This is a genomic window from Paenibacillus sp. FSL M7-0656 (genome assembly GCF_038003225.1).
Lineage (GTDB): Bacteria > Bacillota > Bacilli > Paenibacillales > Paenibacillaceae > Paenibacillus > Paenibacillus amylolyticus.
Map to the genome: position 1 here is coordinate 6,163,882 of NZ_JBBOOT010000001.1, position 26,360 is coordinate 6,190,241.

General features: G+C 43.3%; 21 protein-coding genes and 1 pseudogene. 13 read left to right on the forward strand and 9 right to left on the reverse strand.

Annotated elements, in window-relative coordinates; translation table 11 throughout:
- Positions 1-9: 9 nt before the first annotated feature.
- A complete protein-coding gene (locus MHI01_RS27020) occupies positions 10-1,944 on the reverse strand; it encodes a carbohydrate-binding protein (RefSeq protein ID WP_340984560.1) in 1,935 nt (644 codons plus the stop codon).
- Positions 1,945-2,847: 903 nt separating this feature from the next.
- Here MHI01_RS27020 and MHI01_RS27025 point away from each other — a divergent pair.
- A complete protein-coding gene (locus MHI01_RS27025; RefSeq protein WP_036617491.1) occupies positions 2,848-3,207 on the forward strand; it encodes a hypothetical protein in 360 nt (119 codons plus the stop codon).
- Between the two features lie 34 nt (positions 3,208-3,241).
- Positions 3,242-4,765: an exosporium glycoprotein BclB-related protein gene (locus tag MHI01_RS27030; RefSeq protein WP_340984561.1), complete on the forward strand. Its 1,524-nt coding sequence runs from the start codon at positions 3,242-3,244 to the stop codon at positions 4,763-4,765.
- Positions 4,766-4,945: 180 nt separating this feature from the next.
- Here MHI01_RS27030 and MHI01_RS27035 read toward each other — a convergent pair whose 3' ends face one another.
- Both MHI01_RS27035 and MHI01_RS27040 read right to left on the reverse strand, forming a co-directional pair.
- Complete coding sequence (locus MHI01_RS27035; RefSeq protein WP_340984562.1) at positions 4,946-6,844, reverse strand: AraC family transcriptional regulator; 1,899 nt, start codon at positions 6,842-6,844, stop codon at positions 4,946-4,948.
- 176 nt (positions 6,845-7,020) lie between these two features.
- A complete protein-coding gene (locus MHI01_RS27040; protein ID WP_340984563.1) occupies positions 7,021-7,374 on the reverse strand; it encodes a DoxX family protein in 354 nt (117 codons plus the stop codon).
- Positions 7,375-7,514: 140 nt separating this feature from the next.
- On the opposite strand from MHI01_RS27040, the gene MHI01_RS27045 reads away from it, so the two are divergent.
- Positions 7,515-7,898, forward strand: a complete 384-nt coding sequence (locus tag MHI01_RS27045) for a winged helix-turn-helix transcriptional regulator (protein WP_076254337.1) — start codon at positions 7,515-7,517, stop codon at positions 7,896-7,898.
- A 24-nt stretch (positions 7,899-7,922) separates the two neighbouring features.
- On the forward strand, positions 7,923-8,960 hold the full coding sequence (locus MHI01_RS27050; RefSeq protein ID WP_340984564.1) for an NAD(P)/FAD-dependent oxidoreductase: 1,038 nt from the start codon (positions 7,923-7,925) through the stop codon (positions 8,958-8,960).
- 158 nt (positions 8,961-9,118) lie between these two features.
- Here MHI01_RS27050 and MHI01_RS27055 read toward each other — a convergent pair whose 3' ends face one another.
- Both MHI01_RS27055 and MHI01_RS27060 read right to left on the reverse strand, forming a co-directional pair.
- On the reverse strand, positions 9,119-9,880 hold the full coding sequence (locus tag MHI01_RS27055; protein ID WP_340984565.1) for an ankyrin repeat domain-containing protein: 762 nt from the start codon (positions 9,878-9,880) through the stop codon (positions 9,119-9,121).
- A gap of 65 nt (positions 9,881-9,945) precedes the next feature.
- Positions 9,946-10,917, reverse strand: coding sequence for a phosphotransferase (locus MHI01_RS27060; protein WP_340984566.1), 972 nt, complete (start codon positions 10,915-10,917; stop codon positions 9,946-9,948).
- Between the two features lie 221 nt (positions 10,918-11,138).
- Here MHI01_RS27060 and MHI01_RS27065 point away from each other — a divergent pair, with 221 nt between their 5' ends.
- A complete protein-coding gene (locus tag MHI01_RS27065) occupies positions 11,139-13,103 on the forward strand; it encodes an AraC family transcriptional regulator (protein WP_340984567.1) in 1,965 nt (654 codons plus the stop codon).
- 67 nt (positions 13,104-13,170) lie between these two features.
- A complete protein-coding gene (locus MHI01_RS27070; RefSeq protein WP_339283758.1) occupies positions 13,171-13,758 on the forward strand; it encodes an imm11 family protein in 588 nt (195 codons plus the stop codon).
- 155 nt (positions 13,759-13,913) lie between these two features.
- Here the strand turns inward: MHI01_RS27070 and MHI01_RS27075 are convergent, their stop codons facing one another.
- Positions 13,914-14,492, reverse strand: a complete 579-nt coding sequence (locus MHI01_RS27075) for a TetR/AcrR family transcriptional regulator (RefSeq protein WP_127544902.1) — start codon at positions 14,490-14,492, stop codon at positions 13,914-13,916.
- 139 nt (positions 14,493-14,631) lie between these two features.
- Between MHI01_RS27075 and MHI01_RS27080 the strand changes: the two genes are divergently transcribed.
- Both MHI01_RS27080 and MHI01_RS27085 read left to right on the forward strand, forming a co-directional pair.
- Positions 14,632-15,534: a CPBP family intramembrane glutamic endopeptidase gene (locus MHI01_RS27080; RefSeq protein WP_340984568.1), complete on the forward strand. Its 903-nt coding sequence runs from the start codon at positions 14,632-14,634 to the stop codon at positions 15,532-15,534.
- A 597-nt stretch (positions 15,535-16,131) separates the two neighbouring features.
- Positions 16,132-17,691 (forward strand): acetamidase/formamidase family protein, encoded by a 1,560-nt coding sequence (locus MHI01_RS27085; protein WP_340984569.1) that lies wholly within the window; start codon positions 16,132-16,134, stop codon positions 17,689-17,691.
- A gap of 212 nt (positions 17,692-17,903) precedes the next feature.
- On the opposite strand, the pseudogene MHI01_RS27090 reads toward MHI01_RS27085, so the two are convergent.
- A pseudogene (locus tag MHI01_RS27090) lies at positions 17,904-18,715 on the reverse strand (sulfurtransferase).
- A 456-nt stretch (positions 18,716-19,171) separates the two neighbouring features.
- On the opposite strand from MHI01_RS27090, the gene MHI01_RS27095 reads away from it, so the two are divergent.
- The 3 genes from MHI01_RS27095 to MHI01_RS27105 are packed head-to-tail and all read left to right on the forward strand — an operon-like array spanning position 19,172 to position 22,037.
- A complete protein-coding gene (locus MHI01_RS27095) occupies positions 19,172-20,305 on the forward strand; it encodes a HesA/MoeB/ThiF family protein (protein ID WP_340984570.1) in 1,134 nt (377 codons plus the stop codon).
- On the forward strand, positions 20,302-21,486 hold the full coding sequence (locus MHI01_RS27100; RefSeq protein WP_340984571.1) for a hypothetical protein: 1,185 nt from the start codon (positions 20,302-20,304) through the stop codon (positions 21,484-21,486). The genes MHI01_RS27095 and MHI01_RS27100 overlap by 4 nt, the downstream gene beginning before the upstream one ends.
- An 11-nt stretch (positions 21,487-21,497) precedes the next feature.
- Complete coding sequence (locus MHI01_RS27105) at positions 21,498-22,037, forward strand: DJ-1/PfpI family protein (RefSeq protein WP_340984573.1); 540 nt, start codon at positions 21,498-21,500, stop codon at positions 22,035-22,037.
- A 591-nt stretch (positions 22,038-22,628) separates the two neighbouring features.
- Here MHI01_RS27105 and MHI01_RS27110 read toward each other — a convergent pair.
- Together MHI01_RS27110 and MHI01_RS27115 are read right to left on the reverse strand one after the other, a co-directional pair.
- Positions 22,629-23,465, reverse strand: coding sequence for a sulfurtransferase (locus MHI01_RS27110; RefSeq protein ID WP_340984574.1), 837 nt, complete (start codon positions 23,463-23,465; stop codon positions 22,629-22,631).
- Positions 23,466-23,528: 63 nt separating this feature from the next.
- The gene (locus MHI01_RS27115) at positions 23,529-24,473 is read right to left on the reverse strand and encodes a DMT family transporter (RefSeq protein WP_340984575.1); all 945 of its coding nucleotides are present in this window, start codon (positions 24,471-24,473) and stop codon (positions 23,529-23,531) included.
- A 228-nt stretch (positions 24,474-24,701) separates the two neighbouring features.
- Here MHI01_RS27115 and MHI01_RS27120 point away from each other — a divergent pair, with 228 nt between their 5' ends.
- Together MHI01_RS27120 and MHI01_RS27125 are read left to right on the forward strand one after the other, a co-directional pair.
- Complete coding sequence (locus MHI01_RS27120; RefSeq protein WP_256721299.1) at positions 24,702-25,604, forward strand: polysaccharide deacetylase family protein; 903 nt, start codon at positions 24,702-24,704, stop codon at positions 25,602-25,604.
- Positions 25,605-25,641: 37 nt separating this feature from the next.
- Complete coding sequence (locus MHI01_RS27125) at positions 25,642-26,295, forward strand: YkyA family protein (RefSeq protein ID WP_076254355.1); 654 nt, start codon at positions 25,642-25,644, stop codon at positions 26,293-26,295.
- Positions 26,296-26,360 lie beyond the last annotated feature (65 nt).

A 26,360-nucleotide genomic window follows, 5' to 3' on the forward strand; every position in this document is an offset into this window, starting at 1 on the left:
TCCTATGAATTAAAGCGAGTACTCCAGATAATCAATGTAAGCATCCCAAGTGCCATTATCCGTTGTTACGACCAGCTTGATTTCCTGATTGCCTGTAGCATGAGTGATGCCGGTGAGGGTTTGAACGGTCGGCTCCGTTCCCGTGAAGTAGAAAGAACCAGCGGTTACACCCCCAATGACCAGATCAACACGAGCTGTATTATTGTTGTTGGAAGCGCCGCGAACAGAGAACTGGTGGGTTGGGAATCCAAAATATTGATTGTATGCTGCATAATCATTGTTCCCGTAAAGAGCGACTCCATTAAAAGGGGAACTGACTACGCCAGCGTATTGACCGCCAAGCGTCATATTCTCGGCTTCGTAACGGGTAACGTTTGGATTGGGATTAGGATTTGGGTTAGGGTTGCCGCCCGAACCGGATGTGAACTGCCAGTAGTCCAGTTTGAACAGATTTCCATTGCTCGAGCCTGTAAACACCAGATACAAACGATGTACCCCTGTAGCATTGGTAACATTGGTCTCCATCTCGCGCCAAGTTTGCGAACCGCCAGTTGAACTTACGTTAAGTGTTCCAACTAGTGGGCCTGTCGGACTGTCCAGTCGAACCTCGATGTTGCCATTTCCGGTAGAAGCGACATTGGCCTTGAACTTGGAGGCTCCAGCTGAGCCAAAATCAACATTGCCGACCGCGATCCAATCCCCGTTATGAATATTAGTGACATTCTGATTGGCTACAGGTCCACCGCTCGCTTGACTCGGTTCAGTGTTAATTCCTGCTTGCCAGCCAATGGTTTCGGCTTCCACGCGGACATACGGGTTGAGGTTAGTGGTCTGAGGTACACCTGTCATATTCCCCTGAACTTCCTGGATTGTTCCATCCGCATTATGTGTCAGTTTGTTGATATGTGTGGAACGGTACCCTTTACCATCACCGAGGAATGCCTTGCTTACCGTTTGCGCATGGTACGCCACATACCATTCGTTGTTGAATTGGAACACGGCATGGTGGTTATTGCCGCCTACACCGAAGAACGTGCCGGGATTTTTCAGAAAGTGTCCTTTATACGTGAAAGGCCCCATCGGGCTGTCGCTGACCATGTATCCGATCTCACCTTTTGGATATGCAGTGGGGTGTGTTCCCGCGAAGTTGATGCAGTAGGAGTAATAATATTTGCCGTTATACTTGTGGATGCCAGAATCTTCGAACATATAAGGAGAATCAATAGTCACAGCACTGCCCACCACACTGGTCATGTCGGCACCGAGACGAATGACCCGAGCTGTTTTGGGATTGGCAATGGAAGCAGCATTGGTATCGTTCGGGATGCCGCCTCCAGCATACAAGTAAGCAGAGCCATCATCATCGACAAGCACAGCCGGATCAAAGAGCCATGTTACGCCGGACATACCCGGTGTACCGTGAGTCAGGAGGGCACGACCAATTGGATCGGACCACGGTCCAATGGGGGAATCAGCCGTGAGTACGCCAATACCTCCACCCGAGTTGGCAAAGTACAGGAAAAACTTTTCTTTGCCAGCAATGGTTTTCTTCGCCATGGCAGGAGCCCAGGACTGAGTAGCCCATTTGGCAATTCCTTGTCCATTATTGGCATTATTCGCACCCGCTACCGGGATGGAACCATGGTCTGTCCAGTTCACCATGTCAGCTGAGGAGATGACGTTAATTTTCCCGATCGTGCTGTACTGGTTCTCTCGGACAGAGCCGTCACTGTTGTACAGATATGCATCACCTGTCATGTAGACATAGACCCGATTGTTATGGACGAGCACATAAGGATCGGCTCCCAGTTTATGATCGATGAGGGGGTTAGAGTTTCCAGGAAGTTTGGCAACGGCTGCATTGGCTGCATGGCTTGATTCCATGGGCAGGGTGACAAAGATTAACAGACACGACAACAACAAAACTAGCGGTTTACGAATCATACGTTTCGCCTCCATGAGATTGGATTAGTTGGTGAGCTGAAATTCAGGATAGCTGAGATGATGAAATGCCGAAAAAACGAAAAGATTTTCCTCATGTCACCCCCTTCTTGAAATAATGGTTAGGTTGGCTGTTAGGATAAGTCTTCATGTTGTCATATATGGTTTAAGCCGGACAACCTGTGCACCGGGTACGTGGTCACGGCAGCAAGGGGAGTGGCTATAACCCGAAGTAAGCCTGCATCTGTGGGTACGATTAGAAAAGCTATAATCTGTCAGGTTTCTTTTTGTAATCGCTTTCAATAAAATGGGCTAGAACACTGAAATTTGGCGAAGAAAGAGGTTTGGCCACATTTAAATGTAATTATCTTTCATATTTTCATTTAAATGTTTATTAACTTGACGATATCATATCACAATTTTAAGATAATACAATCTTTTTCTATTTTTTAGTAGAGGATGAAGAAAATGATTATTCTATGTGTTTAACATTGGGCTTGATGGTAAAATACGATCTCATATTCTATAAAACTACACTTTCAAGCATAGCTTTACCCGGCCAACAATTAGATACGCGAAAAAGACGTCTTAAGCTGTGACCGTTTCCCTGGAATCTAACGGGGGAACGGTCATTTTCGTTTTTTTCTGGAATCGATCCTGGTTATATAACAAAATCTACTCTTACTTGCTGACCAACTTTGACATTGCATAATCTCTTCTCTTTGTTGTACATATTCCAGTTTTTGTATAGCTAAAGCCCTGAGCGTAGAAGGTTGTTAAGTGATAATGGTGGGGTGCCCCCTGTGTTTTGTCCACACCGTTGATTGAGTGTTTGAATATTACTATCTAGTGAGCTTATGCCAAATACTGCTAGAGTCAGAGGTTCATAAAGGTGGGATGGGAAAAATGGCTATTTTGTCAACTGGGCCGATTGAAAACAATCCGGTTTCCGGGGTTAGACCGACCCAACAGGTAACGATTAGATTGGTAAGTCGGGCTGAGGTGGACTCTGTAACAGTATCCATTCAGGGGTATGTGCTAAGCACAACAAGAACGCTGTATGTGAGTGAAGTAATCAGTATTGCTCCTAATGAAGCAGTGACCAGAACTTATTTTGCAGATTTAGCTGCTTTTGAGTTTGTTTTTGGAACAGACGTGGAAGGTGTGGAGGAAGTAGGGATTTCAGTGTGGGGCAAACAAGCCTCTGGGCAATTGGTAGATGCACACCGGGTGGTGGAGCACGAAAAAACAGTTAATGACATCTAGGAGATCAGAAATCCCCAAAAGAGGAGATGTAGCGATGAGCTTTTTATCAACAGGGCCAATAGAAAATAATGCTGTTAGCGGTGTAAGGCCGACTCAGACAGTTACAGTCAAAATTGATAACCGTAGTGATGTGAGTACCTCAACCATACAAATACAAGGGTATTACATGAGTGGTGGAATGAGGGTTCTGTATGTCAGTGAGTCTTTTGACATCGCACCTAATCAAATAGTAACCAACAACTATTTTGCCAATCTGGATGCCTTCGAGTTTACTTTTACAACAACAGCGACGGTTAATGATCCTGTTCAAGTATCCGTATGGGGTAAGAGCAACACAGGCGCATTGGTAACAGCCCATCGTTTGGTTTCTTCCGAATTGCTGGGTGAAACCCCAAGCATCAACGGAGCTACAGGCGCAACTGGGGCTACGGGGGCGACAGGCACACCAGGGACAGCTGGAGTGACAGGTGCAACAGGAGCACAAGGCACAGCAGGTACAACGGGAGTAACCGGAGCAACAGGCACAGCAGGTACAACGGGAGTAACCGGAGCAACAGGCACAGCAGGTACAACGGGAGTAACCGGAGCGACAGGCACAGCAGGTACAACGGGTGTAACAGGAGCGACAGGCGCATCAGGTACAACCGGAGTAACAGGAGCGACAGGCACAGCAGGTACAACGGGAGTAACGGGAGCGACAGGCACAGCAGGTACAACGGGAGTAACGGGAGCGACAGGCACAGCAGGTACAACGGGAGTAACCGGAGCGACAGGCACAGCAGGTACAACAGGAGCAACAGGAGAAACAGGCGCACCAGGCGCACCAGGTACAACGGGAGCAACAGGAGAAACAGGCGCACCAGGTACAACGGGAGTAACCGGAGCAACAGGCACAGCAGGTACAACCGGAGTAACGGGAGCAACAGGCGCATCAGGTACAACGGGAGTAACCGGAGCAACAGGAACAACAGGTACAACAGGTGTAACCGGAGCAACAGGTACAACCGGTACAACCGGGGCTACGGGTGCGAGTGGTTCTGGAACAATTATTCCTTATGCATCAGGACTTCCTGTTGTGTTGACTACAGTTTTGGGTGGACTTTTGAATACTTCCAGTTTAGTTGGTTTTGGTAACAGTTCTACCGGAGTAAGTGTTAACGGAGGAATTATTGATCTCACAGGCGCTGCAGGCACGTTGCTTAACTTTGCTTTCTCAGCATCGCGTGCAGGAACGATTACTTCACTGGCCGCTTATTTCAGCACAACAGCCGGACTAAGTTTGGTTGGATCTACAGTAACCTTAACTGCACAATTATTCCGATCCACTACACCTAATAACTCCTTTACAGCTGTACCAGGTGCATTGGTAACCTTAGCTCCTCCACTGACCGGCATTTTGGCACTGGGCACAATATCCAGCGGGGTGACTACAGGACTGAGTATTCCGGTATCTGCCGGTGACCGCCTGCTTATGGTGTTCTCAGCATCAGTAACAGCCGGAATTGATGTGGCTACAACGGTAGCGGGATATGCAAGTGGCGGCCTTACCATCACTTAACGGAAAATGGGCTATATAACAAGTTTAAAGACAGGGACTCTTGCCAACATGGTGAGAGGTCCCTGTTTATGTGTGTGCTTTTGTTTTCAAACTCTCTTCAAATGAAAGATAAGGACTATACAAAAACATAAAAAGACGAGGATTGCTCCTCGCCTCGTACATACCGTGGCCTACTCAATTTCACTCTGTTTTGGTTAGGCTGTCTACGACAAATTTAAGTTGGGCTTCCAACGAAATTGGGTCACTAAACACGAAGCCACGGCTTTCCTCGCGATAAACGTGATTATTCTGGACAGCAGGGAGGTTATCCCAGATAGGACCTTCAAAAACGGAATCTCCACTCTCATCACCTGTCCATCCACTTACAAAGATATAATCTCCTGCATATTGTGGTAACAATTCAAGTGATAACTTGGCCCAACCTTTGCCGCTATCGATGGCTTCCTTCTGAATGATCGGCGGTGCCTTCAGGCCAAACTCTCCATAAATAATATCTCCACCTCTACCAAAGCTCCCGTAGGCATAAAATTCTTTGGCACTTCCCGTATCAAAAATCGAAACCGTGCGATCACCTACCGCTTGCTCCACGAGTGGTTTATATTCAGCGATCTTAGCATCCCACTCTGCGATCCAGGCCTTCGCTTGCTCTTCTCTACCAGTCATCTTGCCAAAATCCATCAATTGCTCCCGTAGAGGTATTCCATATTCAACAGCGACGGTCGGCGCAATTTTGGACAGCTTTTCGATCGTTTCAGGGTCATTCCAAACGACAATTAAATCCGGTTGCAACTCCATGATTTTCTCGTAGGGTACATCGTTACCGATGTTGACAACGTCATCGAGCTTTCCTTCTGTATAACTGTTAAAGGACTCATCACCAGTTCCAACAGGCTTAAGGCCAAGAGCTAGCAAATGACCGGTAAAGGCTCCTGCAACCATTACTACCCTTTGAGGTTTTTTGGGGATTTGTACTTCACCGTTAACCGCAGAATAGGTTACCATCTCCGAGCTTCCGTTTGTGGTGTTACTGATATTACTCTCTGCACCTACAGTTGGACTTTGCGTACTGCCAGTGCTTCCATTCGTGTTTGCTGGCCTGGAACATGCGCTAACCAATAGAGTTAGGCACAACAGTAGGGTAATTCCTACAGGTAGTTTGCTTCTATACATCCGTAAATCTCCTTTTTCGCTATGTTGATAATGATTATCATCTCTGATATCAATATAACGACGGAGTTTACGCGGAGCAATGGATGATCGAAGCCTAAGGATAGGACGATAAGAACCTTTTGTCACTTGTCCGGACTCATCCTTGAATTGCTTTGGTGTGACTCCCGTATGTTTTTTGAACATTCTTATAAAATAGGATACATCAGCATATCCGACGCTTGCAGCGACTTCTTGCAGAGATAACTCGGTCTTTTGCAACAGCGTTACTGCTTTGTTCATCCTAATACCGATTAAGTAATCGATTAGACTTGCGCCAGTTTCACGTCGGAAGTACTTGGACAGATAAGGGACGCTGTAATGGAATGTATGAGCGAGGGTTTCCCGCGTCAGCGGCTTGGCGTAGTGCTCCTGCATATAGCGAATAAGCTGAGAAGCAAGGTTAGGCCTAACAATGCTTACCTGCTGTTGATCCATTTGTCTGAGCAATTCATATACAAATTGATAGAATAGTGTTTTGGTATGGAGTCGCTCCAAGCGTCCCGGTTTATTCCACTCGCCCAGCATTCGCTCAGTGATTTCGTAGAGGATGGCAGGATGATATGGAATAAAACCGTACTGGAGATGGAATGGCAATGGTTGATCCGGTTGTTGAAGTGTATGCTGCTTGCCAGGCAGCGGTAAGGAGGCTTTATAGAAAATCAGATAATAATGAAAGGATTCGTCCGTTAGGATGATGTCCAGACGGGTGTTTTTGCCCCCATGAAGCATATAAAATGGTTTGGTAGCATGCTCATTTCCGTCTAAGATCAAGGTTGCATTACCATTCGTTACGTACAAAAAGGCGCTGGCAGGGAACAGGTAAGGATGTACGCACTCGTCGGCCTGTATGACAATATGTCGTACATCCATGATTTTGAGCGATGCACAATTCCAGATGAGTATGTGTTCTTGTACATTCAAGGTTGCTTTCAATAGAGAGTTGTCTTCCTTCCATGAGCTGTTGAAGCCAGCCTTTTATGTGGTGAGGTTATTATATAATAATATTAGTGGCTTTTTGTCACTTTCCAGAACGTTCCCCGTTTCCTTTATAGTCTTCCAAAGGCTACGGTCAACGCAAGAACTATAAAAAAGATATTTACGCCGAGCTCCCGGTACTCTTTACGCCGAATATGAAACAGCATTCCAAGCAGTGTAACAACAGCCAAAGCGATTGCGGCGATCGGCGTAAGCACCGGAGTGATGTTCAGCGCCCAAGGCAAAACAAGGCCCAGCGCTCCGAGTAGCTCCGCGATTCCGATCAAAATAACTAGACTTTTTGGCACATCATTGACCCAGGCCCAGGTCTTTTTTGACGACTCGATACGAATGGTTTTCATCCATCCTGAATATACGAAACCTAGCGCCAATATAAGTTGTACGATCCATAACGTTACATTCATCTTTTCTTATCCCCTCACTTGCTCGATTTCAATATCTGCCTCTATACTAAAGTGAGAAGGCCCAATCTGGAAGTAGGCACTTAAACCTAACCAGGTAACCAAAAGTATACCCGGGTATGGTCAGAAAGTGAGGAATAAGAATGACGGTATATTGCAAATTCGGAACGGCCTTGGATATTCTTACGGGTAAATGGAAATCTTTGATTCTTCTACGACTGCTGAGCAACGGTACAATGCGGTTCAGCGAATTACAAAAAGCCATTCCAGATATTTCGAAAAAAATGCTGACCCAGCAGTTAAAAGAACTGGAGTATCACGATATTGTGCATCGCGAAGTATATGCTCAAATTCCGCCTAAGGTCGAATACTCGATTACGGAGTACGGACAGCTCATGAAACCTGTGCTCCAGACAATGAGCGACTGGGGAGCCGGCCATATGCAGCATATGGAGAAGCTGTACAGCGAAGAAGACGAAAAAGGAGCACACCCATCCGAACCTCGGAAAATCGATTCCTTGGGGTGATAGGGTGACAAGGGAGAGTTAGTTTTGAATAAACAAAAAATTGTGATTATTGGTGCAGGGATTGTTGGGGCGTGTATGGCCTATCATCTAGCCAAACGAAATCAAGATGTAACTGTTATTGAGCGGCACTCAGCCGCGGCGCGTGAAGTCACAGAAAAATCATTTGCCTGGATACATACGACGCATAGAGTGGCTCCTGAATACTGGCATTTGTACGATGCAGCTGTGGAAGAATATCACACACTTCAGCAAGAGTTGTCCGAACTGAAAATTCATTGGCATGGCGCGCTAACTTGGGACACTCCGCCTCTAAGGGAGCAACACTTTCAAAAATTAAACCGGGAGCAGCTTGAGGCATTGGAGCCCAATCTGAAGGAATATCCGGATGAAGCCATGTTTGTCAGCGAAGAAGGTGCGGTGGACCCTATAGCGGTAACGGAGCTGTTGTTGAGCAAAGCGCAAGAGTACGGAGCAAAGATTCAGTTCGACACCAACGTTACACAGCTGAAGCAAGAGGGTTCCCATCTGGTTGGTGTTCATACATCCAAGGGTTTTGTGGAGTCGGATGTTGTGGTATTGGCTGCAGGAACAGGTACACCCGAACTTTGTAACCCGTTAGGTTGTCACGTGCCGGTAACTTCGTCACCTTCGATTCTGATTCGGATGAAAACTGCTAATAAACGGATACACACATTAATCTCCAATGCGCAATTTGAAGCGCGTCAACTGACAGATTATACGCTACTGGCTGCGGAAGATTATATCGACGAGTCGGAGGCAAATGGACCACAGGCGGTCGGTAAGCGAGCTTACGACACATTGCGTCGCAGTCTCAAGCACGGTAATCAACTGGAACTGGAGAGCATAAAAGTTGGATGGAGACCCATGCCTGAAGACGGTTATCCGATTGTTGGCTTCCATGATCACATGAATGGACTTTATCTGACGCTAATGCATTCTGCAATTACGCTGGCGCCACTGATTGCGCATCTGGCTGCAAGTGAAATTATTGATGGTAAATCAAGAAATGAATTAGACCCTTGCCGCCTCTCACGGTTTTAGATTCACCACACAACGAAAAGGACATCGCTCAAGTGGCAATGTCCTTTTCGTTGTGTATATTTGTTGGAGTCTTCTACATTTCCCCAGTAGCCACCGGATTATCCTCATAACTGTATTCGCAGCTGCTGGGGATTGGCAATTCCATGCTAGCTATTCCTCTACCTGTGAATCTCGCTAGCGGATTTGGCACCTTGACTTTCAAGCCACGGGATCAGTTCAGCTGAAAAATTGCGTTTTGCTGTGTCCAGTGGAGTCATTTCATCCCAGCTGGCTATCCAGTTCAGTTCGGCGCCTTGGTCAAGCAGGTATTCGGCTGCTTCTCTTTGACCTCCATGGCAAGCACACCAGAAGGCAACGGTTACTGCAACGGGCGGAGAAGGGGAGGTGCTTGTTCCCCAAGGATAACGTTCCGGGAGTTTGGCTCCTTTAAAATGTTCTTGTATGGCGTGAATATCTCCAAGGGCGGCGGCATGCCAAAGGGCAAAGATCGCACCGCGCTCAACCAAGCGCCGTGCTGCATTCCATTGTGCAAAAGCAATAGCATCGTCCAGCGGCGTGCCACCGGCGATCACCGCGCCAGGCGCTTCAATGTTTGCTCCAGCATCAAGAAGGGCATCAAGTACTTGAACGTCATTGGAGCTTGCAGCCCAATGCAAAGGTGTTTCAATATTTGGACCGACAAAAGGAGCGTTCACTTCCGCACCAAACTTGGTCAATACTCGCACGGTATCCGCTCCATTAGGGAAGTGCCCCGGCCAATCCGTCACCACATGTAGCAGCGTTCGATAGATACTAGAGCCTGAATCTATGTTGTCAGGCTTTCTTTCCAATATTCTTATGTTTGCCAATCCCGGATTCTCTGCCAGCTGCTGCTCTAACGTTGGAATATCTCCAGTGTGAATGGCTTGAATAACGCTCACTGCAAGTTTTTCATCTTCGTAAATAAATTCCATGCGCCAATCTCCTTCCAGGCTTATATCCATATTCATGAAAGCATTTGAACTGCACATCTGGCATGATACTCTGCAAGCCCTTTAGCGAATTGCTGATCGGGGAATTGTCTGTGAAGCAGTTTCAGTCCTCCTGATATCAAGGACAAATGATGGCAAAATCGATAAAATGTCATCCGCTCCGGGTCGAGATCGTTATTTTTTAAGTAATGATAGAAGTCTCCAAATCGAAACTCCAGAAAGCTATGCTCATGTTCGAGATCGAAGAATCCTGCGCCCTCAATATCAATAAGGCATGGTTGCATAGCATGATCTATCCATATATGATCTGGACCTAACTCTCCATGAATGAAACTATAGAGATCTCTGGGTTGAATTGCTGCTTCCAATTCGCAAAGTTTCTCAAGCAACCTTTCGTCATTTTTCCTTATATCTGTCATGTGTTTGGATGCATAGGATAAGGCTGTTTCGGCATCCAACCGTTGAACTTGGTAGCAAGGCCCAGCTTTTTTACTGTTATCGTTGGCGTTTCCATAAACGTTTCTTTGGATGTTATGCATATTAGACAACATATCCCTGATCCGTTGAAACAACTCATCCCGATCTTTGTCATTTTTATGCTGGAAATACGCTTCGGCTTTCTGTCCATCCACATACTCAACAAGAGCAAAATCATAAGAGTGCCGGTCTCTATCGTTATTTAGATCATACAAGATTGGTGTTCGAATTCCATGTTGAGCGAGAAAGCGAGTATTCAAAGAGAAAAGTTCGCTGCCATAGGAACTGTGGAAAGTGGGTTCATTCAAGATCTCTTCCTGAAAATAGTTGCTGGAAATATCCCAAACGTACAGCATACAAGTGAAACCATTCGTGCAGTCAATTTTGTAAATGACTTTTTGTGCGCCTCCATGAATTCTTGCGCTCTGCGTTATATGGTAACCGGCACCAAATACATTGTGCAGATAATCCTGTAATTCTTCACGAGTAAGATGGTTGTTGGAAGTCATTGATCTATGCTCCGTTTCATCTGTATTTTGCCGGCCAGCAACCTAAATATATAGAATATTTTCCCAAAAATATAGACTGTTTCTTTTCGATCTGTTAAAGTGTTGATTAAGGTCTGTATATTCATACGTATATCAAAGCAAGGGGTCGGGTACTCACGTTAGTGGGTGATCCGGCCCCTATTTTGCATGCAAGTTGACTCTCTGTTGACTATATATGACCAATGATTTTAAGGAGCTGGGAAGCCATCTTACATTTCAATGAACATCTTTTATTATGGAACAAGGCATCTATTAAAATAATGGATATTCGCCATATAACTATGCAAAGGAAGGAGGGGCTTCACTCCTACCGATTCCCTGCGAACTGTTTCTTATACACGGTGCGTGGCAATGCTGTTATCCAGTTGGATAGAAAAGATCATCAGGTCTCGCGATTCCATGTTTTGCATGGTGGGAAGGGCTGTTGTCTGAACATTTTGCCTGTTGAAGAGGTCCTTGAATATTATATGATTTATTACAAAGCCATCATCCCGCTACCTGAGCGTCAGGATATTTTGGCTTTGATGGAGCACCGTAATCCCTTCAAGCTTCAATACGGCTTTGTACCTGATCAGCCTGTTTCCTTGTTGAGCAAAGTACAATACATGATGACAGCTTGGGAAGAGCATGAGGCACTGGAACAGTTCCATGTTAAGTCATTATTTTATCAATTTGTATACGAGTTGTTATGGCAAATCCACAATGGGCGCGTGCCAACAATAAAGCCAGACCTGGTAGCACAAATGAAATACTATATGCAGGAACACTATGCTGAATCCATTACAATGGACTTGTTAGCAGAGCTTATGGACAGCAGTCCACGTCATTTATCAAGGCTATTCAAACGCCAGACTGGTTATAGTCCGATTGATTTTGTCATTCAAATCCGAATGAACAAAGCGAAGGAACTGCTGCTTGCTACAGATGCTACTTTACAGGAAATTGCCAAGGCTGTTGGTTATCCGGATGGTTATTATCTTGCTAAAATATTTAAAAAATATATGGGGATTGCACCTATTCGTTATCGTAAGCAGCATGAAAGTCCTAATGTACCATCGACTGTGGCACGATTAGGCATTGTACAGGATCTAACTTCCTTATATATTGATAATGATTATCATAATCACCATATATTTGAGGAGGAATTATTGATGTACAGAAGTAGAAAGACACCCTTAGCTATCACATTATTACTTTGTTTAACCCTATTGCTTAGTGCTTGTTCAACTGGTGGGGCAGGAAGTCCTGCAGCCAATGAAGGTTCTCAGAAGCCAACGAATCAGGTATCGGCCAACAACGCTAACAATACAGATACACAATCTCAAATGAAGACCGTAACCACCATAAAAGGTGATATTGAAGTACCGGTTAATCCACAACGAGTGGTTGTCCTGTATCTAATGGGTGATTTGCTTGCTTTAGGCGTAAATCCTGTGGGGATTTCTTCTATAGAAGAAGGAGCGGCTTTTGCGAGCGAACTGGAAGGTGCCACTTCATTAGGAGCATTTAAGCCGGACCCGGAAGCAGTAACTGCGCTTAATCCCGATCTCATTATTGTTACCAATGAAGAAATATATGAAGGACTTAAAATGATTGCCCCTACAGTATATATTCCTTATGACCTGCCAGTAGAAGAACGTATGAATTTGCTTGGAGAAATTCTGGGTAAAGAGGGACAAGCTCAGGAAATGTTAGATAACCTTCACAAAAAGGTTGAGCAAAGCAAGGAAAAACTTGAACAAGCAGGTATCTTGGATAAAACCGTCACAATTATGGAAAGTAACAAAGGTTCCATGGCTGTAATGACAGGCTTGGGTTATGGCCGGGGGTCGCAGATTATTTATCAGTATTTAGGGATGAAAGCACCTGAAGTCTTGCAACGTGAAATTGAAAATGCAAGAAACGATGCAACAAGCAAAGACGTTTCTTATGAAGTATTACCTGAATATGTGGGTGATTATATATTCCGTTCTTCCTTTGAAGGAATGGTTGATCTGTCAGACAATTCAATTTGGAATAACATCCCCGCAGTCAAAGAAGGACGTCTGATTGATATGAGCTTTGGTTTATTTTTCTACAATGATATTTATTCGTTAGACAAACAGCTTGATTTTATTGTGGATAACTTGCTTAAAACCGCGGAGTAATTGGAGGGGCCGCTTAACCTGTATAATTGATTGAAAGGCACTTTATTTGGAAAGGAGACATCATTCTTTGAACTATTATTTTCTGGAATCTCAATATCCACGTAGAGGGTTTATTAGTGGCGGAACAACCTTCACTCCCCAATTAGATATGAATTATTTGGCGATAGACAATCCGTTGCCCGAGGGGACAACAGCAGAGGTTGAGCTACTGTCTACGGTACGCAACCTGAACGTAGATTATTTTGAGACGATCACAGGAACGAGACACGTATCAGATCGTTTTAAAACGCTGTTGGAGGAAACGAAAACAAATACACAGTTTATTCCGACAACGGTGTGTTACCACGACGGTCGTGTGGTTGAAAAAACCTATTGGACTGCACATCAGCTCGATCGTTTGGATGTTTTTGATTATGAACGTTCGGAATATGGGCGCAAAGCGGTCATTGCTGCATCTGTACAACAGCCTCCACGTAAGATCGTCAAAGTTGTATCTCAAATCTGCCTTCATGAAGAGCGAATTGGCGAGCATGAATTTTTTATGCTGGATTATATAAATATCTTCAAACCCATTGTTTCAAAAGATTTTTACGAAGTATGCCGAAAACATAGGCTGAATCTGAACGTTACAGAGGTCGGAAATGTAAGCATCTAAAATGCTACATGGATATAATGGAAGCACAAAGAAGCCCACGCAAAACGTGGGCTCTTAGTCTTTATTTTTCCCCAGTAGCCACCGGACTTTCTTGTGTATTTTGCTTGGCGCGGGTCAGCTGACTTAGCTCCCTGATCTATGCATCAAGTTTTCCTTTAACGTATAATCCAATTGATATAGTCTTGTATCATTTCTTTGCTTCGTGTTCTATTTATCTTATCCGGCTCTAGATACAAATTGAGAGCCATCCCATTCATAAAGGCATACAGTTTTTCTTGTTCCTTCTCTTCATCGGTTGTACGCAGAAGACCTTCATTTTTCAAGTACATGATGCAGTTCTTGATTGCGTTTTGCAGGTCCTCATAATTGGCGTCGAACCCTTTTTGCGTTTTTCCATAGCTTACAAATGCAAACCAAACCTCCATTTCCAATAATGTTTGTTCATCCGTCGGGACTAGTTCGAGCAAGTATTCAACAATTCTTTCTTGAGGCGCCAGTTCTCTTGCATTCAGATTTTTTATTCGAGTAAGTACCTTTTCCTTAACTAACTCCATTGTAAACGCTAATAGACTCTCTTGTTTTGAAAAGTAATGTCTTAAAGCGCCTTGTGATAATCCGGCCTCCTTCGCAATCGTTCTTGACGTTGCATGATGAATGCCTTTCTCACTAATGATTTTCCAAGTAGCTTCAGCGATAATATTCTTCATCTTCTCATGGTCCACGATTTTTGGCATACACACAGAATATCATATTATTTAACTCAACTGAAATAAATAGACGATGAAGAAGGGATGTGCTAGAATTTATTTAACTCAACTGAATTAAAAAAGAATGGGGCAAACGCAACATGCCACTCAAAGGAGTGCAATTGGAATGAATCAGCAATTCAAAGTAATGCTTCCAGCATGGGGAAAGGCAATCGGCTTATTATGTATGATCATTATATTTGCTGCTGTATTGTGGTTAGTGTGGACCGGAAATTTGAATATAAGGTACACGGCTGATCATGAGGAAGTGATTCCAATATGGCATAGTATGTTACCGGCATTCCTTGGTATTTTTCTAATCCATATGATTCCTTATCAAAGTCATGATTCCTCAATTTTCCAACAAATGGAGAAACAGCACTTGGTCGTTCAATCGATTGTATTATTGCTGTCAGGCGTTTTATTTACGGTTTCTCTGATAACGATAGACCAGCAAGGATTACATTTCCAGCTATATTATTTGGCGTTCAAGTTAACGACATTAATGTTCACTCCGTTGATTTTATTTCTGATTTATCGCAAAATGGCTGGCGGGCATCAAGACATTATATCGGCAAAGCCTCGCTCTCGCGGACACGTCATCGTACCACTAATCGTTATTTTGGTCTGGGGTTATCTAAAGTTCTATTCCCCAATTGCACAACCAGAAGGAGCAATCGTAGCAACCGATATGACAGAATTACTTCTCTTGATGTTGATCGGTTTTATGATCAATAGCGTATTGGAGGAAGTTTTTTATCGGGTATGGCTACAAACCCGATTGGAGGCATTGCTTGGAAGATGGCCCGCCATACTACTAGTTTCAATACTATGGTCCATTTGGCATGTCGCCATTCAAGGAAATGGTCAGTGGGATATTGATGTGGCAACAGTAATTGCAAATCATGGGGTTACAGGTCTGTTTCTTGGTTATTTATGGGCCCGCTATCGTAAAATATGGGTGATTATCTTGATACATGGACTCATGAATGCTTCTCCTCATTTTCTTTTGCAGATCCTGTTTCATTGAGCGAGAAAGGATTTGGTTGGATCAGTCTTCCCATGAAACATGCCTCTATCTCGCCCATATTCCCGAGTGACGCTCAGGCACTAGAAAATACACCGCCCCAGGCATCAGCCTGCATGGCGGTGTATTTGTCTTTGAGATACTGTAGACCGGTGCTCCGTACCTACTCTTCCCCGGTAGCCACCGGATTTTCCTCATAACTAATTCAGTCAATACAGCTTCCGGAATACAACTTCACGTTTGAGCATCCCGCTTCTTCCAGCGCAATCACGTGCAGACAGGTGATTATGCCTGAACCGGAGTGTAGTAGTATTCCAGCGGCGGTATCGGATACATTAAAGATATACATAATTTCCATGTAACTTAATTTCGTTTGTTCAAATCTCTGAAGGAGAATCCTCAAGTTACTAGAAGTATTTTAGTTTTACATGTCTTTCATATGACAAGTATGTTGACGTATTATTTGTTTTTATAAGTTTATTCTTGATACTTATCTCTATTGTGTTATGTTTGTTTACAAAAAAATATTGTTGTAAATGTATTTATATGTTAGTGTTTATTTGTGTTAGAAAATATTACATAGTATAGAGGGGGAGCGTAATGTTTATTAACCGAACGATTAGGAGATTTGGAGTTTCAGTAGGGATTATAGGTATGTTTACATTTGCTCTACCTTCAGTGGGTTTTAGTATGCCGCTGCAACCAACAACCATCGATAAGGTAGAAGGTGATTATTATGTAACGTCTGCGATTAAGAACATTCGCTGGGGATCACTGCCTAATCGAGACAGCTCTCCGATTCTTACTGTACCATCAGGAAGTGCTGTAACATTTGATACGGTATCGCATGAGGGAATGATAGAGGATCAAGGGAGAAATCCAGTGGAGTACTTCGGCAAATTCGGTATCTCACCCGATGGAGTGTTGGATGATGCGAAGGCAATTGCGGCTTCTGCGATTAAGCATGATTATGTAAAAGACGGACCTCATATTATCACTGGGCCAGTAGCGGTTGAGGGAGCAGAGCCAGGAGATGTTCTTAAAGTAGAAGTCCTTTCGTTGCAGACTCGAGTTCCATATGGTGTCATTTCTAACCGCCATGGTAAAGGTGCCCTTCCTAACGAATTTCCAGAAAATACAGGCCCGCAAGAGGGAGCTAGCGCAACAAAACCGGAACTATATAATAATGTATCTATATTTACGCCTATTGAAGAAATCAACGGCAATTGGTATGGGGTATTACCAACAAAAGCTGGCAAAAATGTACGTTTCCCAATTAACCCGTTTCTAGGTGTTATGGGGGTTGCACCAAATACCAGTGAAGTTGTAAGTTCTATCCCACCTATTGAAACAGGAGGGAATATGGATATTAATGAGTTGGGTGTTGGTGCAACTATTTATTATCCGATTCAAGTTAAAGGCGGGTTATTCTATACTGGAGATCCACACTTTGCTCAAGGAGATGGGGAAGTAGCGTTAACTGCATTGGAAGCTTCCTTAAGGGGGACAGTTCGTTTAACGGTGTTAAAGAAAGGTGATCCATCACTACCACACAGTGGAGAATTTACGCAACCCTTTGCTGAAACAGAAGATTATTGGATTCCAATTGGACTGGATCCTGATTTGGATGAAGCAATGAAAGAATCAGTACGTGAATCGATTCAATTCTTATCTGATAAGCTTGATATGGATAGAAGTGTAGCATATGCGTACCTATCGGCCGCAACGGATTATGAAGTATCTCAGGTCGTAGACCGAACTAAAGGGGTTCATGGACTCATTCGAAAAACCGATTTCCTTGAACATGTTGACGTTGCAATGAACGTAGGTGGTACGTTAATCAAACCGGTTGTCCATAACAATGAGTTCTACGTACCGATTCGAACAATTTCGGAGCTATTGGGCGGTACAGTAGTGTGGGATAATAAGACGCGTACAACGCAAATCAAATTAGGTGCGAAAAATATAAGTGCGCAAATTGGTTCAGATGTGTATTCAATTAACGATAAACTAGTGTTCAATAGTAACGTACCAAAGCTTTTAAATGGCGAAACCGTAGTTCCGGTTTCTGTTATTAATGAAATACTAGGTGCTTATGTCAACTGGACGACGATCGACAAGACGTTAACAGCTAATGTATCGTTAAGTAAAAAGCAATAATAGATTTCATTATTCAACCGTGGTGGACAGATATCCATCACGGTTTTTTCCGTTATCATGAATCAAAAAAAGCTACCACTTGATGTCTACTTCTGTGTGCTTTTAAATACTTAAAGGGTTGTATTGTTGACTCGATGTTGACTCCGAACATAGAAAAATACATCGCCGGGGCAGATAAGCCACCTAGCGATGTATTCAACATCGATACACTGCTATACGTCTTTGTGCGCTTCCTCATCGCCTATAGCCACCGGATTTTCCTCATAACTGATCCAGTCACTCCAGCTTCCGGAATACAACTTCACATTTGTATATCCCGCTTCTTCCAGTGCAATCACGTTAGGGCAGGCCGAGACGCCAGAACCGCAATACACGATAATCGCACCATCCTTGTCCAGCTTACTGAAACGCTCTTCTAACACCACAGTATCTGTCCAACGTCCATCCCAATCCAACACATCTTTCCAAAAATAATTCACCGCACCCGGAATATGTCCGGCCTTTGCATCAATCGTTCCTCCAGATCCGCATAACGGCGAGCATCACGGGAGTCAATTAGCACGGCACTGCCACTTGCCGAAGCCTGCTGAACATCCTGGGCACTTGCCAGCAAGGCTGGCTGCACATTCACCTCAAAGGAAGATGGGATCTGAACCGGTACATCCGTAGTCACCGGGAATTTGGCGTTTTTCCCAGCAGAGAAACCTTCGTCCATGATATACACTTGTTCATGACCGATATAGCGAAGCGGCCACCATAGCCGTGAAGCGTTCATGCCACCTTGATCATCGTAGGCAATAATGCGTGCATTCGAGCCGATGCTGGCTTTGGAGAGGCGACTTGCCAGTGCAGTCGGATCTGGAAGTGGATGACGTCCTCCGTGCGCAGATGCGGGAACGGACAGATCTTTTTCCAGATCAAGATAAACGGCACCTGGAATATGTCCAGCCTCGTAAGCTTGCCGTCCGGCATCCGGTTCATACATTCTGGCGAGCTGCCAGCGCATGGATACAATATTTTTCATGATAACATATCGCCTTATATGTAATGGGTTAAGCTTAACATCCACTTTTCCAGCAGATAAAACATCAATAATTTAAGTAATATTCCTTAAATTATATATTTCGACATTAGATTCATAATAATGAAATTAATTATAGTAAATAACTACTATTCCTTTTATTTTTATTAAATGGTATAAATATCTAAGGGAAAATTTCCCTTAATTATTTACATATAAAGAGGTGAGATGACTATGAAAATCAACGTGAAGAAAGTAGAAGTATTAGTACCACTGATCAACCACCACAACTAATTTAATTAGCAGTAAAGAGTGGGAGGTGAATGACTATGAAAATCAACGTGAAGAAAGTAGAAGTATTGGTACCATTGATCAACCACCATAACTAATAAGTAATGTATTACTAATAACAGGGCCGCTGCATTGCAGCGGCCCTGTTGATAAAGGAGAAATAATTTTATGCGTCCAAAATTTAAAAATGTAATGAATCCAATAGTAAGATCAGGCGATAATATTAGATTAGGATTTGAGAGAGAAGTATTTGAAATTGAAGATAAGGATGGAGTTATTCTCCGATTTATAATGATGTTAAATGGAGAAAATACTCTAGAAGATCTGATATCAAAATGTGATCTTTCAACAAGAGAGATAATGGATGGGCTTGAAGCGCTTGATAGTATTGGAGTTATTGAGGATTTTGATGCCAGTGTAGAAGGACTAACATTATCTGAATTAGACAGATACAGAGCTAATTTAACTTTTTTTTCTAACTTCAGTGATTTAAAACAAGGGAAATATAGATACCAATCTAAGTTGAAACAATCAAAAGTAGTAGTTTTAGGATTAGGGGGTGCAAGTCTCACCGCTGCTTCATTAGTCGGTTTAGGTGTTGGCCAAGTAATAGGGGTAGATTATGATACAGTAGAACTAAGTAATTTAAACCGGCAATTTCTTTACACGGAGGACAGTGTAGGAAGTTTCAAATCCCTTGAAACAGAGAAGAGGCTTAAACAAATAAATAAAGATATTATAGTAAATGTTCACAACTTAAAGGTAACCTCTCCAGATGATATATTAGATATTATTAGCGGGAGTGATTTGGTTATAAACGGAATAGATTCACCGGGGATTGTTGCAAGTAGGTGGGTAAATGCAGCATGTGTTTATCATAAAGTACCGATTGTTCAAGGCGGAATAAGTAATACAAAAATTATTTGGGAAACTATATTACCCGATTGTGGGTGCTACGATTGTTTTTTAATAAGAAGTTTGAGGGTAGACAAGCACTTTGAACATCAATTGAGGGCTCTGTACGAAACTAGATATGAAGAAACTAACTCTGCAGTAGCACCTCATGTTGCCTTACTATCGGGTTTTTTGTCGGCTGAGGTATTAAAATTGCTAACAAATTATACAAAAAGTATGCTTCCGTCGACAACTCATGTGTACGATACAGCTATAATGGATATCCTAAAATCCGAAAGTTGGTCAAAACTTGATGAATGTCCAACCTGTGGTATTGATGGAAAATGTACGGATCCGATTAGTCTTGAAAGATTGATTGATATTGCAAACAGTGAGGTACATATATGATTTCTGTCAATTTAACATCGAAGGTCTCTGCTAATCATTTGACGGTACAAAAAGACGGAGAGGAGTATACAATTGGTGACCCTGAACAAAGTATTTATATTCGAATTCCCATCGAAGGTGTTCTAACTATAGAACTAATGGATGGGATAAATACACTGGATGAAATATCGGATTTATTAAAAAAGAATCACGATGTTGAGGTAGATATTATTGATTTTGTGGAAACTTTATTAGAGTTAAACCTGATTCATAAATTTAATGATGAAGTCTTGGTTGCTCTTAAGGCAAGTAACAATGAAGGCGGAATTAGAGAAAAGGTTGGTAGATTCTTCTTTAACAAATTTGCAGTTCTCATTTATTTAACTTCTTTTATTGCATCTGTAATTATTTTTACGTACAACCCTGAATTTCTTCCGTCTTATCAAGATTATTTTATTTTTAATGAGTCAGTTGGTTTGAGTTTGCTTATTCTATTTTTAATATCATGGAGTTTAACGATTTTGCATGAATCTGCCCATTATTTTGCAGCAGTATCACTCGGGGTACCAGTCAATTTTAAAATAAGTATAAGATGGTTTTGGATGGTTATTGAAGCCAACATGAACTCTTTGTGGTCGATTGAAAGGAAAAAAAGATATTTACCATTTCTAGCGGGTATGGCATGGGACTCAGTGATTCTTTTGCTTGCACTCGTGTTCCAGTACATCTATCAACAGGATTTAATAATTGTAGGATACATGAGACTGATAGTCCTCATACAAATATATAAGTTTTTATGGCATCTTCTCATTTTCTTCAGAACTGATCTTTATTATGTTTTAATCACTATTACAAATTCTTCGAATCTGTTGGGACAAGCAGTTCTTTATTTGAAAAAAATTTATAGTAAAAGTGCTCGTATAGAATGGAGTAAATTAAAACAGAATGAACAAGCTATCTCAAGAGTATTTTCATTTATTTATTTAGTAGGGATATTTTCGGCAATATTGCTCTTTTCATTCTTTTCTATTCCAGGTTTTTTGATAGCGGTATCTAAAGCTATTACTAATCTAGCAAATAATTCTTGGCAGTCCTTATATTTTTGGGATGGGACAATTGTGATAGTTTTGGCTTTCTTCAATCTGGCTCTATGGATTGTAGGTGCTTACAACCGTTCTAAAGAGTTAAAAAGAGCAACTTGAACTAAAAATACATGAAAGCAGGTGTAAACATTAATACTCATGTCTTAATCTACGACGGGTTTGTAAATTTTGAAATAATGCTAGCAACTTATTTAATGAAAACTCAGGGGGAAATTATAACTGTGGGTTTAAATTCCGAAATGGTCAATTCTTATGAGGGCTTTATTGTTAAACCCCATAAAGATATAAAAGAAATTGATTGTGACGAAGTAGAAATACTGCTTATTCCAGGAGGAGATATTGGCGCAATAGAAGGGAATCATAAGCTAACATCACTTATCAAGAGACTAGACATTAACGGGAAATATATTGGTGCCATTTGCTCAGGAGTTGAACTTGTTAAACAAGCAGGGGTTTTAGAAGGAAAGGGATTTACTGGAAATGGAATAAACAATGACGAAACGTATACAGTTAGTCAGAACATAATAACTGCAAAAGCTAACGGATATGTAGATTTTGCGATCGAGCTAGGCAAAATGTTAAATATTTATTCCGACGAAGATGATTATAATGAAACAATCAGATTTTTTAAATATTTTGAGAATAATTAGTTATATGAAATGAGTTCAATCATTGTTATCTATGTAATGACCACCCTGAACTCTCAACTCAGTTATTAATGGAGTTTCACCATGTACATTTAATTGCAGTGGGTCTGCACGATAGTCAAGAAGTACACCTACTTCATCAATCTTATCAAGTTGCCAACAAAGGTGTAGCAGACTGATCCCTTCAAAGTCGCACAAATTTCGATTCAGACCGTTGTTTAACATCAATAAAAGTGTCTGTACATCTCCAAGAGCCACGCATTTTTTAGAGTATCATTGTTTTGGCAGGCTTCAAGAAAACTTTGTTGTATTAACAACTGAATCAGTCCTTTTATTTCCATTGAAAATCGGACGAGATATCAGTGTCAATTATTTAACTGTGCTAAGAGAAATATTGTACTTTCTGATCAAGCCCTATATCCTTTTGGTCTTGTTAATTCATTGCCATGAATACTCTTATTCGCCGGTGTAATCACTTTCCTTGAACGAATGTTGATCTCTTGTTGACTTTTAAGAACCAATACACCGCCCCAGGCATCAGCCTGCATGGCGGTGTATTTGTCCTTTGAGATCCTGTAGACTTGTACTCCGAACCTACTCTTCCCCGGTAGCGACCGGATTCCCCTCATAACTAATCCAGTCGCTCCAACTTCCGGAATACAATTTCACATTCGAGAATCCCGCTTCTTCCAGCGCAATCACGTTAGGGCAGGCCGAGACGCCAGAGCCGCAATACACGATAATCGCACCATCCTTGTCCAGCTTACTGAAACGCTCTTCTAACACCCCAGTATCTGTCCAACGTCCATCCCAATCCAACACATCTTTCCAAAAATAATTCACCGCACCCGGAATATGTCCGGCCTTGGCATCAATCGGTTCCTCCAGACCCGCATAGCGGCGAGCATCACGGGAGTCAATTAGCAAGGCACTGCCATTTGCAGAGGCTTGTTGCACATCCTCAACACTTGCCAGCATAGCTGGCTGCACATTCACCTCAAAGGAAGATGGGATCTGAACCGGCACATCCGTAGTCACCGGATATTTGGCGTTTTTCCAAGCGGAGAAACCTTCGTCCATGATATAGACCTGTTCATGACCGATGTAGCGCAGCAGCCACCAAAGACGAGATGCATTCATCCCGCCTTGATCGTCATAAGCAACAATACGACTATTGGAGCCGATGCCAGCTTTGGAGAGACGACTTGCGAGCACAGCTGGATCAGGAAGCGGATGACGTCCTCCGTGCGCAGACACAGGAGAAGACAGATCTTTTTCCAAATCGAGATAGACAGCTCCTGGAATATGTCCAGCTTCATAGGCTTGTCTTCCAGCCTCTGGCTGACCGAGCAAGAATCGGCAATCTGCAATAACTACATCCGGTTCATACATTCTGGCGAGCAGCCAGCGCATGGATACAATATTTTTCATCAAAATACACCGCCTTATGAGAGTGGTAGAGTCGTTTATAACTATGCATTACGAATGAATACGTTATACCGTAGTAGGCTCAACAGGCCCTTTTCCCGCAACAGAGGCTTCTGCTGAAGCAATCTGAGGTTTGGTTTTGCCATATCGAATGAAGATCCATACCCCGAATATAATGACCACCCCGGCAGACATTTGTAAAGCACTGAGGGATTCGCCGAGCAGCATCCAGGCTAGTAATGAAGAGAATACGGGTTCCCCAAGTACGCCCATGGATACCGTCGTGGCATTCATATATTGAAGCAGCCAGTTGAAGAGATAATGTCCGAAGATCGTTGGCACAATGGCGAGCAACAGGAAGATTCCCCACTCTGACGCAGCGTAACCTCCGAACGGATGGCCCATGATCAGATTATATACCGCCAGCGTGCAAGCAGCTACGAAGAACACCCAGAAGTTATACGAAAATGCACTAAGTCCCGCTCGCAAAAATTGACCCAGCAGCATATGAACGGCGACTGCGATTGTGCCAAGTAAAGACAGGACATCACCTTGCAGGGCAGTACCTGCCAACTGGAAATCTCCTGCGCCAATGACGATTGATCCAAGCAGGGCGATGCCCATGCCGATGATCATCATGCGGTTAATTTTGGCTTTGAACAGCCATACCGAACCGGCAAGAATCAGTATTGGCTCCAGCGCGAGAATAACTGTGGAACTAGCAACACTGGTGAGCCGCAGCGAACCCATCCAGAGCAGAAAATGAAGGGCCAGCATCACACCGGATGCAAGCAGCAAGCCCCACTGCTGTAAGCTCAGACGCATCATCTCATGTCTGTATTTCCAGACAAAAGGCAACATTAGCAGATTGGTCAGAAATAGACGGTACATGGCAATGACCGCAACATCTGCGGTAGACCAGCGTACAAAGATCGAAGAGAAAGAAATGGCGATAATGCCGACAAAGAATAACAGATAGATGGATCTGCCGGCACGGTTCAAGCTTGTCATGGGTGTAGCTCCTTCTTGAAGTCTGATAGCGTAAATCACTTCATTATACAGGAGAAGACAACCGCAGGAAAGATAAAGAGAACGAAGAGATAAGTAGATTGTAACCGGGCTTGTAACTATTCTGTCATTCTCCCGATCCATTTTTCTATTAATCTTCTATATAGAGACATGAAACGAGATAATATACCAATAATCGGGAAAAAATGAAAGTAAGGAAGTGGCATGACAGTGAGAGTTCAACAAGAGAGAGCGGGAGAGCGTGGCAGTATTCCGCCTAGCACAAGTCGCACGAAAACACATAAGCGAAGAAAAATCCGGTATGGAAGGGTAATCATAGCTCTAATGCTCTTGGTACTGTTCGTTACCGGTATTACATATGTATTCTTTGGCATGACGCATTGGATCAAAAGCGTTGTGGCGCCGCCTCCGATTACTGTAATCGAACAGCCGGCCAAGCTCGGCATGATACAAGTTACTCCGGATGCGAAGGAGGAGCCGGCACGGTTCCAGGGCCAGGTTCGCAAATTGGCATACATAACGTTTGATGATGGGCCAACTGAATATACAGAACAACTGCTGGATATATTGAAGCAGCATGAGGCGAAGGCTACCTTTTTCATGATCGGACGTCAGTTGAATCAGCATCCAGAAGCAGTGAAACGGCTGTTGAAAGAAGGCAGTTATCCTGGACTCCACAGCATGACGCATAACTATAAAAAGCTGTATAAGAGCGGCAGTTCTGCAAATTTTGTGAAAGAATTCAAGAAGGAGCAGAAGATGGTGCAAGACCTGATTGGTTTTACGCCTCATCTGATTCGTGCACCTTATGGCAGCAGTCCACAGATCGGTGAAAAGTTCAGAGGGGACATTGCTGCGGCCGGGTTCAAACTGTGGGACTGGACGACAGATTCACTCGATTGGAATCTTCCCGGTCAGCCGGACAAGATTGTGGCCCGGGTGAGCAAAAGTGTACATCGGGATAAGGAAGTGATTCTGATGCATGAGCGGGAGCAGACGGTTCAGGCTTTACCACGCATTCTGAAGTTACTCGAAGATCGGGGTTACGAGTTCGAAGTATACGATCCGGATGCACACTGGGTAGCCAATTTTAGCGGAGATACCCGCTTGTAATATAACAACAAGATGATGAAAGAGAGGAAGGACTTGGGTGCTAACGAGTAAAAAAGTGGCGCTTGCGGCAGTTAGTGTATTGCTAATTCTGCTGGTGAGTGGTTGTGGAGATCCGCAGGAGCCTGCGGCAAATCAGATAAACCAATTGGTGCTCAGCGGTCAGGAGATCGATCAGAGTTTGAAGACGCTGACCAGTCATGAGCAGGAAGATATGAAGTTATACAAGTCTATTTTAGACAAAGGCAAGAACAAAAACAGTGATCTCGAAGCACTGCTGGATCAGGCAGCAGACCATATCCATGAACGAAGAACGTTGTTGAAACAGGCGGAAGAGGCCATGAAACAGACCAACGAGAAGACGGTGGCCTTGCGCAGTTCCCTTAAGGATCTATCATTTGAAAAAGAAGAAACGTTGGCACAGGCTGAAAAGGTGCTGGATCAATATGAAGCTAGAGCACGTGCGTTGGAAAATTTTGTTGCTTCGTATCAGTTGAGTCTGAGTGCCGATGAGCAGTTGTATGATCTGATGAGAGAAAGTACAGAACCTAATCTGGTTAAGATTAAGCGAGCTATTCGGGTACGGAATAGCGAATATGCGAAGCTTGCTGAATTCCGAAAGCAATTTAACCTCCAGACCAAAGCGTTTAACGGAGCCAATGCCAAACTGGTACAGATGGATCAGGCCAGCTGAGTAGAGGATCTGAGCAACGATTCAGATATTTTGCATGATTGAGCTGCCTGTCTCCCGTGTAAGTA

Bases quoted from the DNA above. Each gene is read 5' to 3' on its own strand.
- MHI01_RS27020 (WP_340984560.1), bottom strand. From the start codon at position 1,944: ATGATTCGTAAACCGCTAGTTTTGTTGTTGTCGTGTCTGTTAATCTTT.
- MHI01_RS27025 (WP_036617491.1), top strand. From the start codon at position 2,848: ATGGCTATTTTGTCAACTGGGCCGATTGAAAACAATCCGGTTTCCGGG.
- MHI01_RS27030 (WP_340984561.1), top strand. From the start codon at position 3,242: ATGAGCTTTTTATCAACAGGGCCAATAGAAAATAATGCTGTTAGCGGT.
- MHI01_RS27035 (WP_340984562.1), bottom strand. From the start codon at position 6,844: ATGGATGTACGACATATTGTCATACAGGCCGACGAGTGCGTACATCCT.
- MHI01_RS27040 (WP_340984563.1), bottom strand. From the start codon at position 7,374: ATGAATGTAACGTTATGGATCGTACAACTTATATTGGCGCTAGGTTTC.
- MHI01_RS27045 (WP_076254337.1), top strand. From the start codon at position 7,515: ATGACGGTATATTGCAAATTCGGAACGGCCTTGGATATTCTTACGGGT.
- MHI01_RS27060 (WP_340984566.1), bottom strand. From the start codon at position 10,917: ATGACTTCCAACAACCATCTTACTCGTGAAGAATTACAGGATTATCTG.
- MHI01_RS27065 (WP_340984567.1), top strand. From the start codon at position 11,139: ATGATTTTAAGGAGCTGGGAAGCCATCTTACATTTCAATGAACATCTT.
- MHI01_RS27075 (WP_127544902.1), bottom strand. From the start codon at position 14,492: ATGCCAAAAATCGTGGACCATGAGAAGATGAAGAATATTATCGCTGAA.
- MHI01_RS27080 (WP_340984568.1), top strand. From the start codon at position 14,632: ATGAATCAGCAATTCAAAGTAATGCTTCCAGCATGGGGAAAGGCAATC.
- MHI01_RS27085 (WP_340984569.1), top strand. From the start codon at position 16,132: ATGTTTATTAACCGAACGATTAGGAGATTTGGAGTTTCAGTAGGGATT.
- MHI01_RS27095 (WP_340984570.1), top strand. From the start codon at position 19,172: ATGCGTCCAAAATTTAAAAATGTAATGAATCCAATAGTAAGATCAGGC.
- MHI01_RS27100 (WP_340984571.1), top strand. From the start codon at position 20,302: ATGATTTCTGTCAATTTAACATCGAAGGTCTCTGCTAATCATTTGACG.
- MHI01_RS27105 (WP_340984573.1), top strand. From the start codon at position 21,498: ATGAAAGCAGGTGTAAACATTAATACTCATGTCTTAATCTACGACGGG.
- MHI01_RS27110 (WP_340984574.1), bottom strand. From the start codon at position 23,465: ATGAAAAATATTGTATCCATGCGCTGGCTGCTCGCCAGAATGTATGAA.
- MHI01_RS27115 (WP_340984575.1), bottom strand. From the start codon at position 24,473: ATGACAAGCTTGAACCGTGCCGGCAGATCCATCTATCTGTTATTCTTT.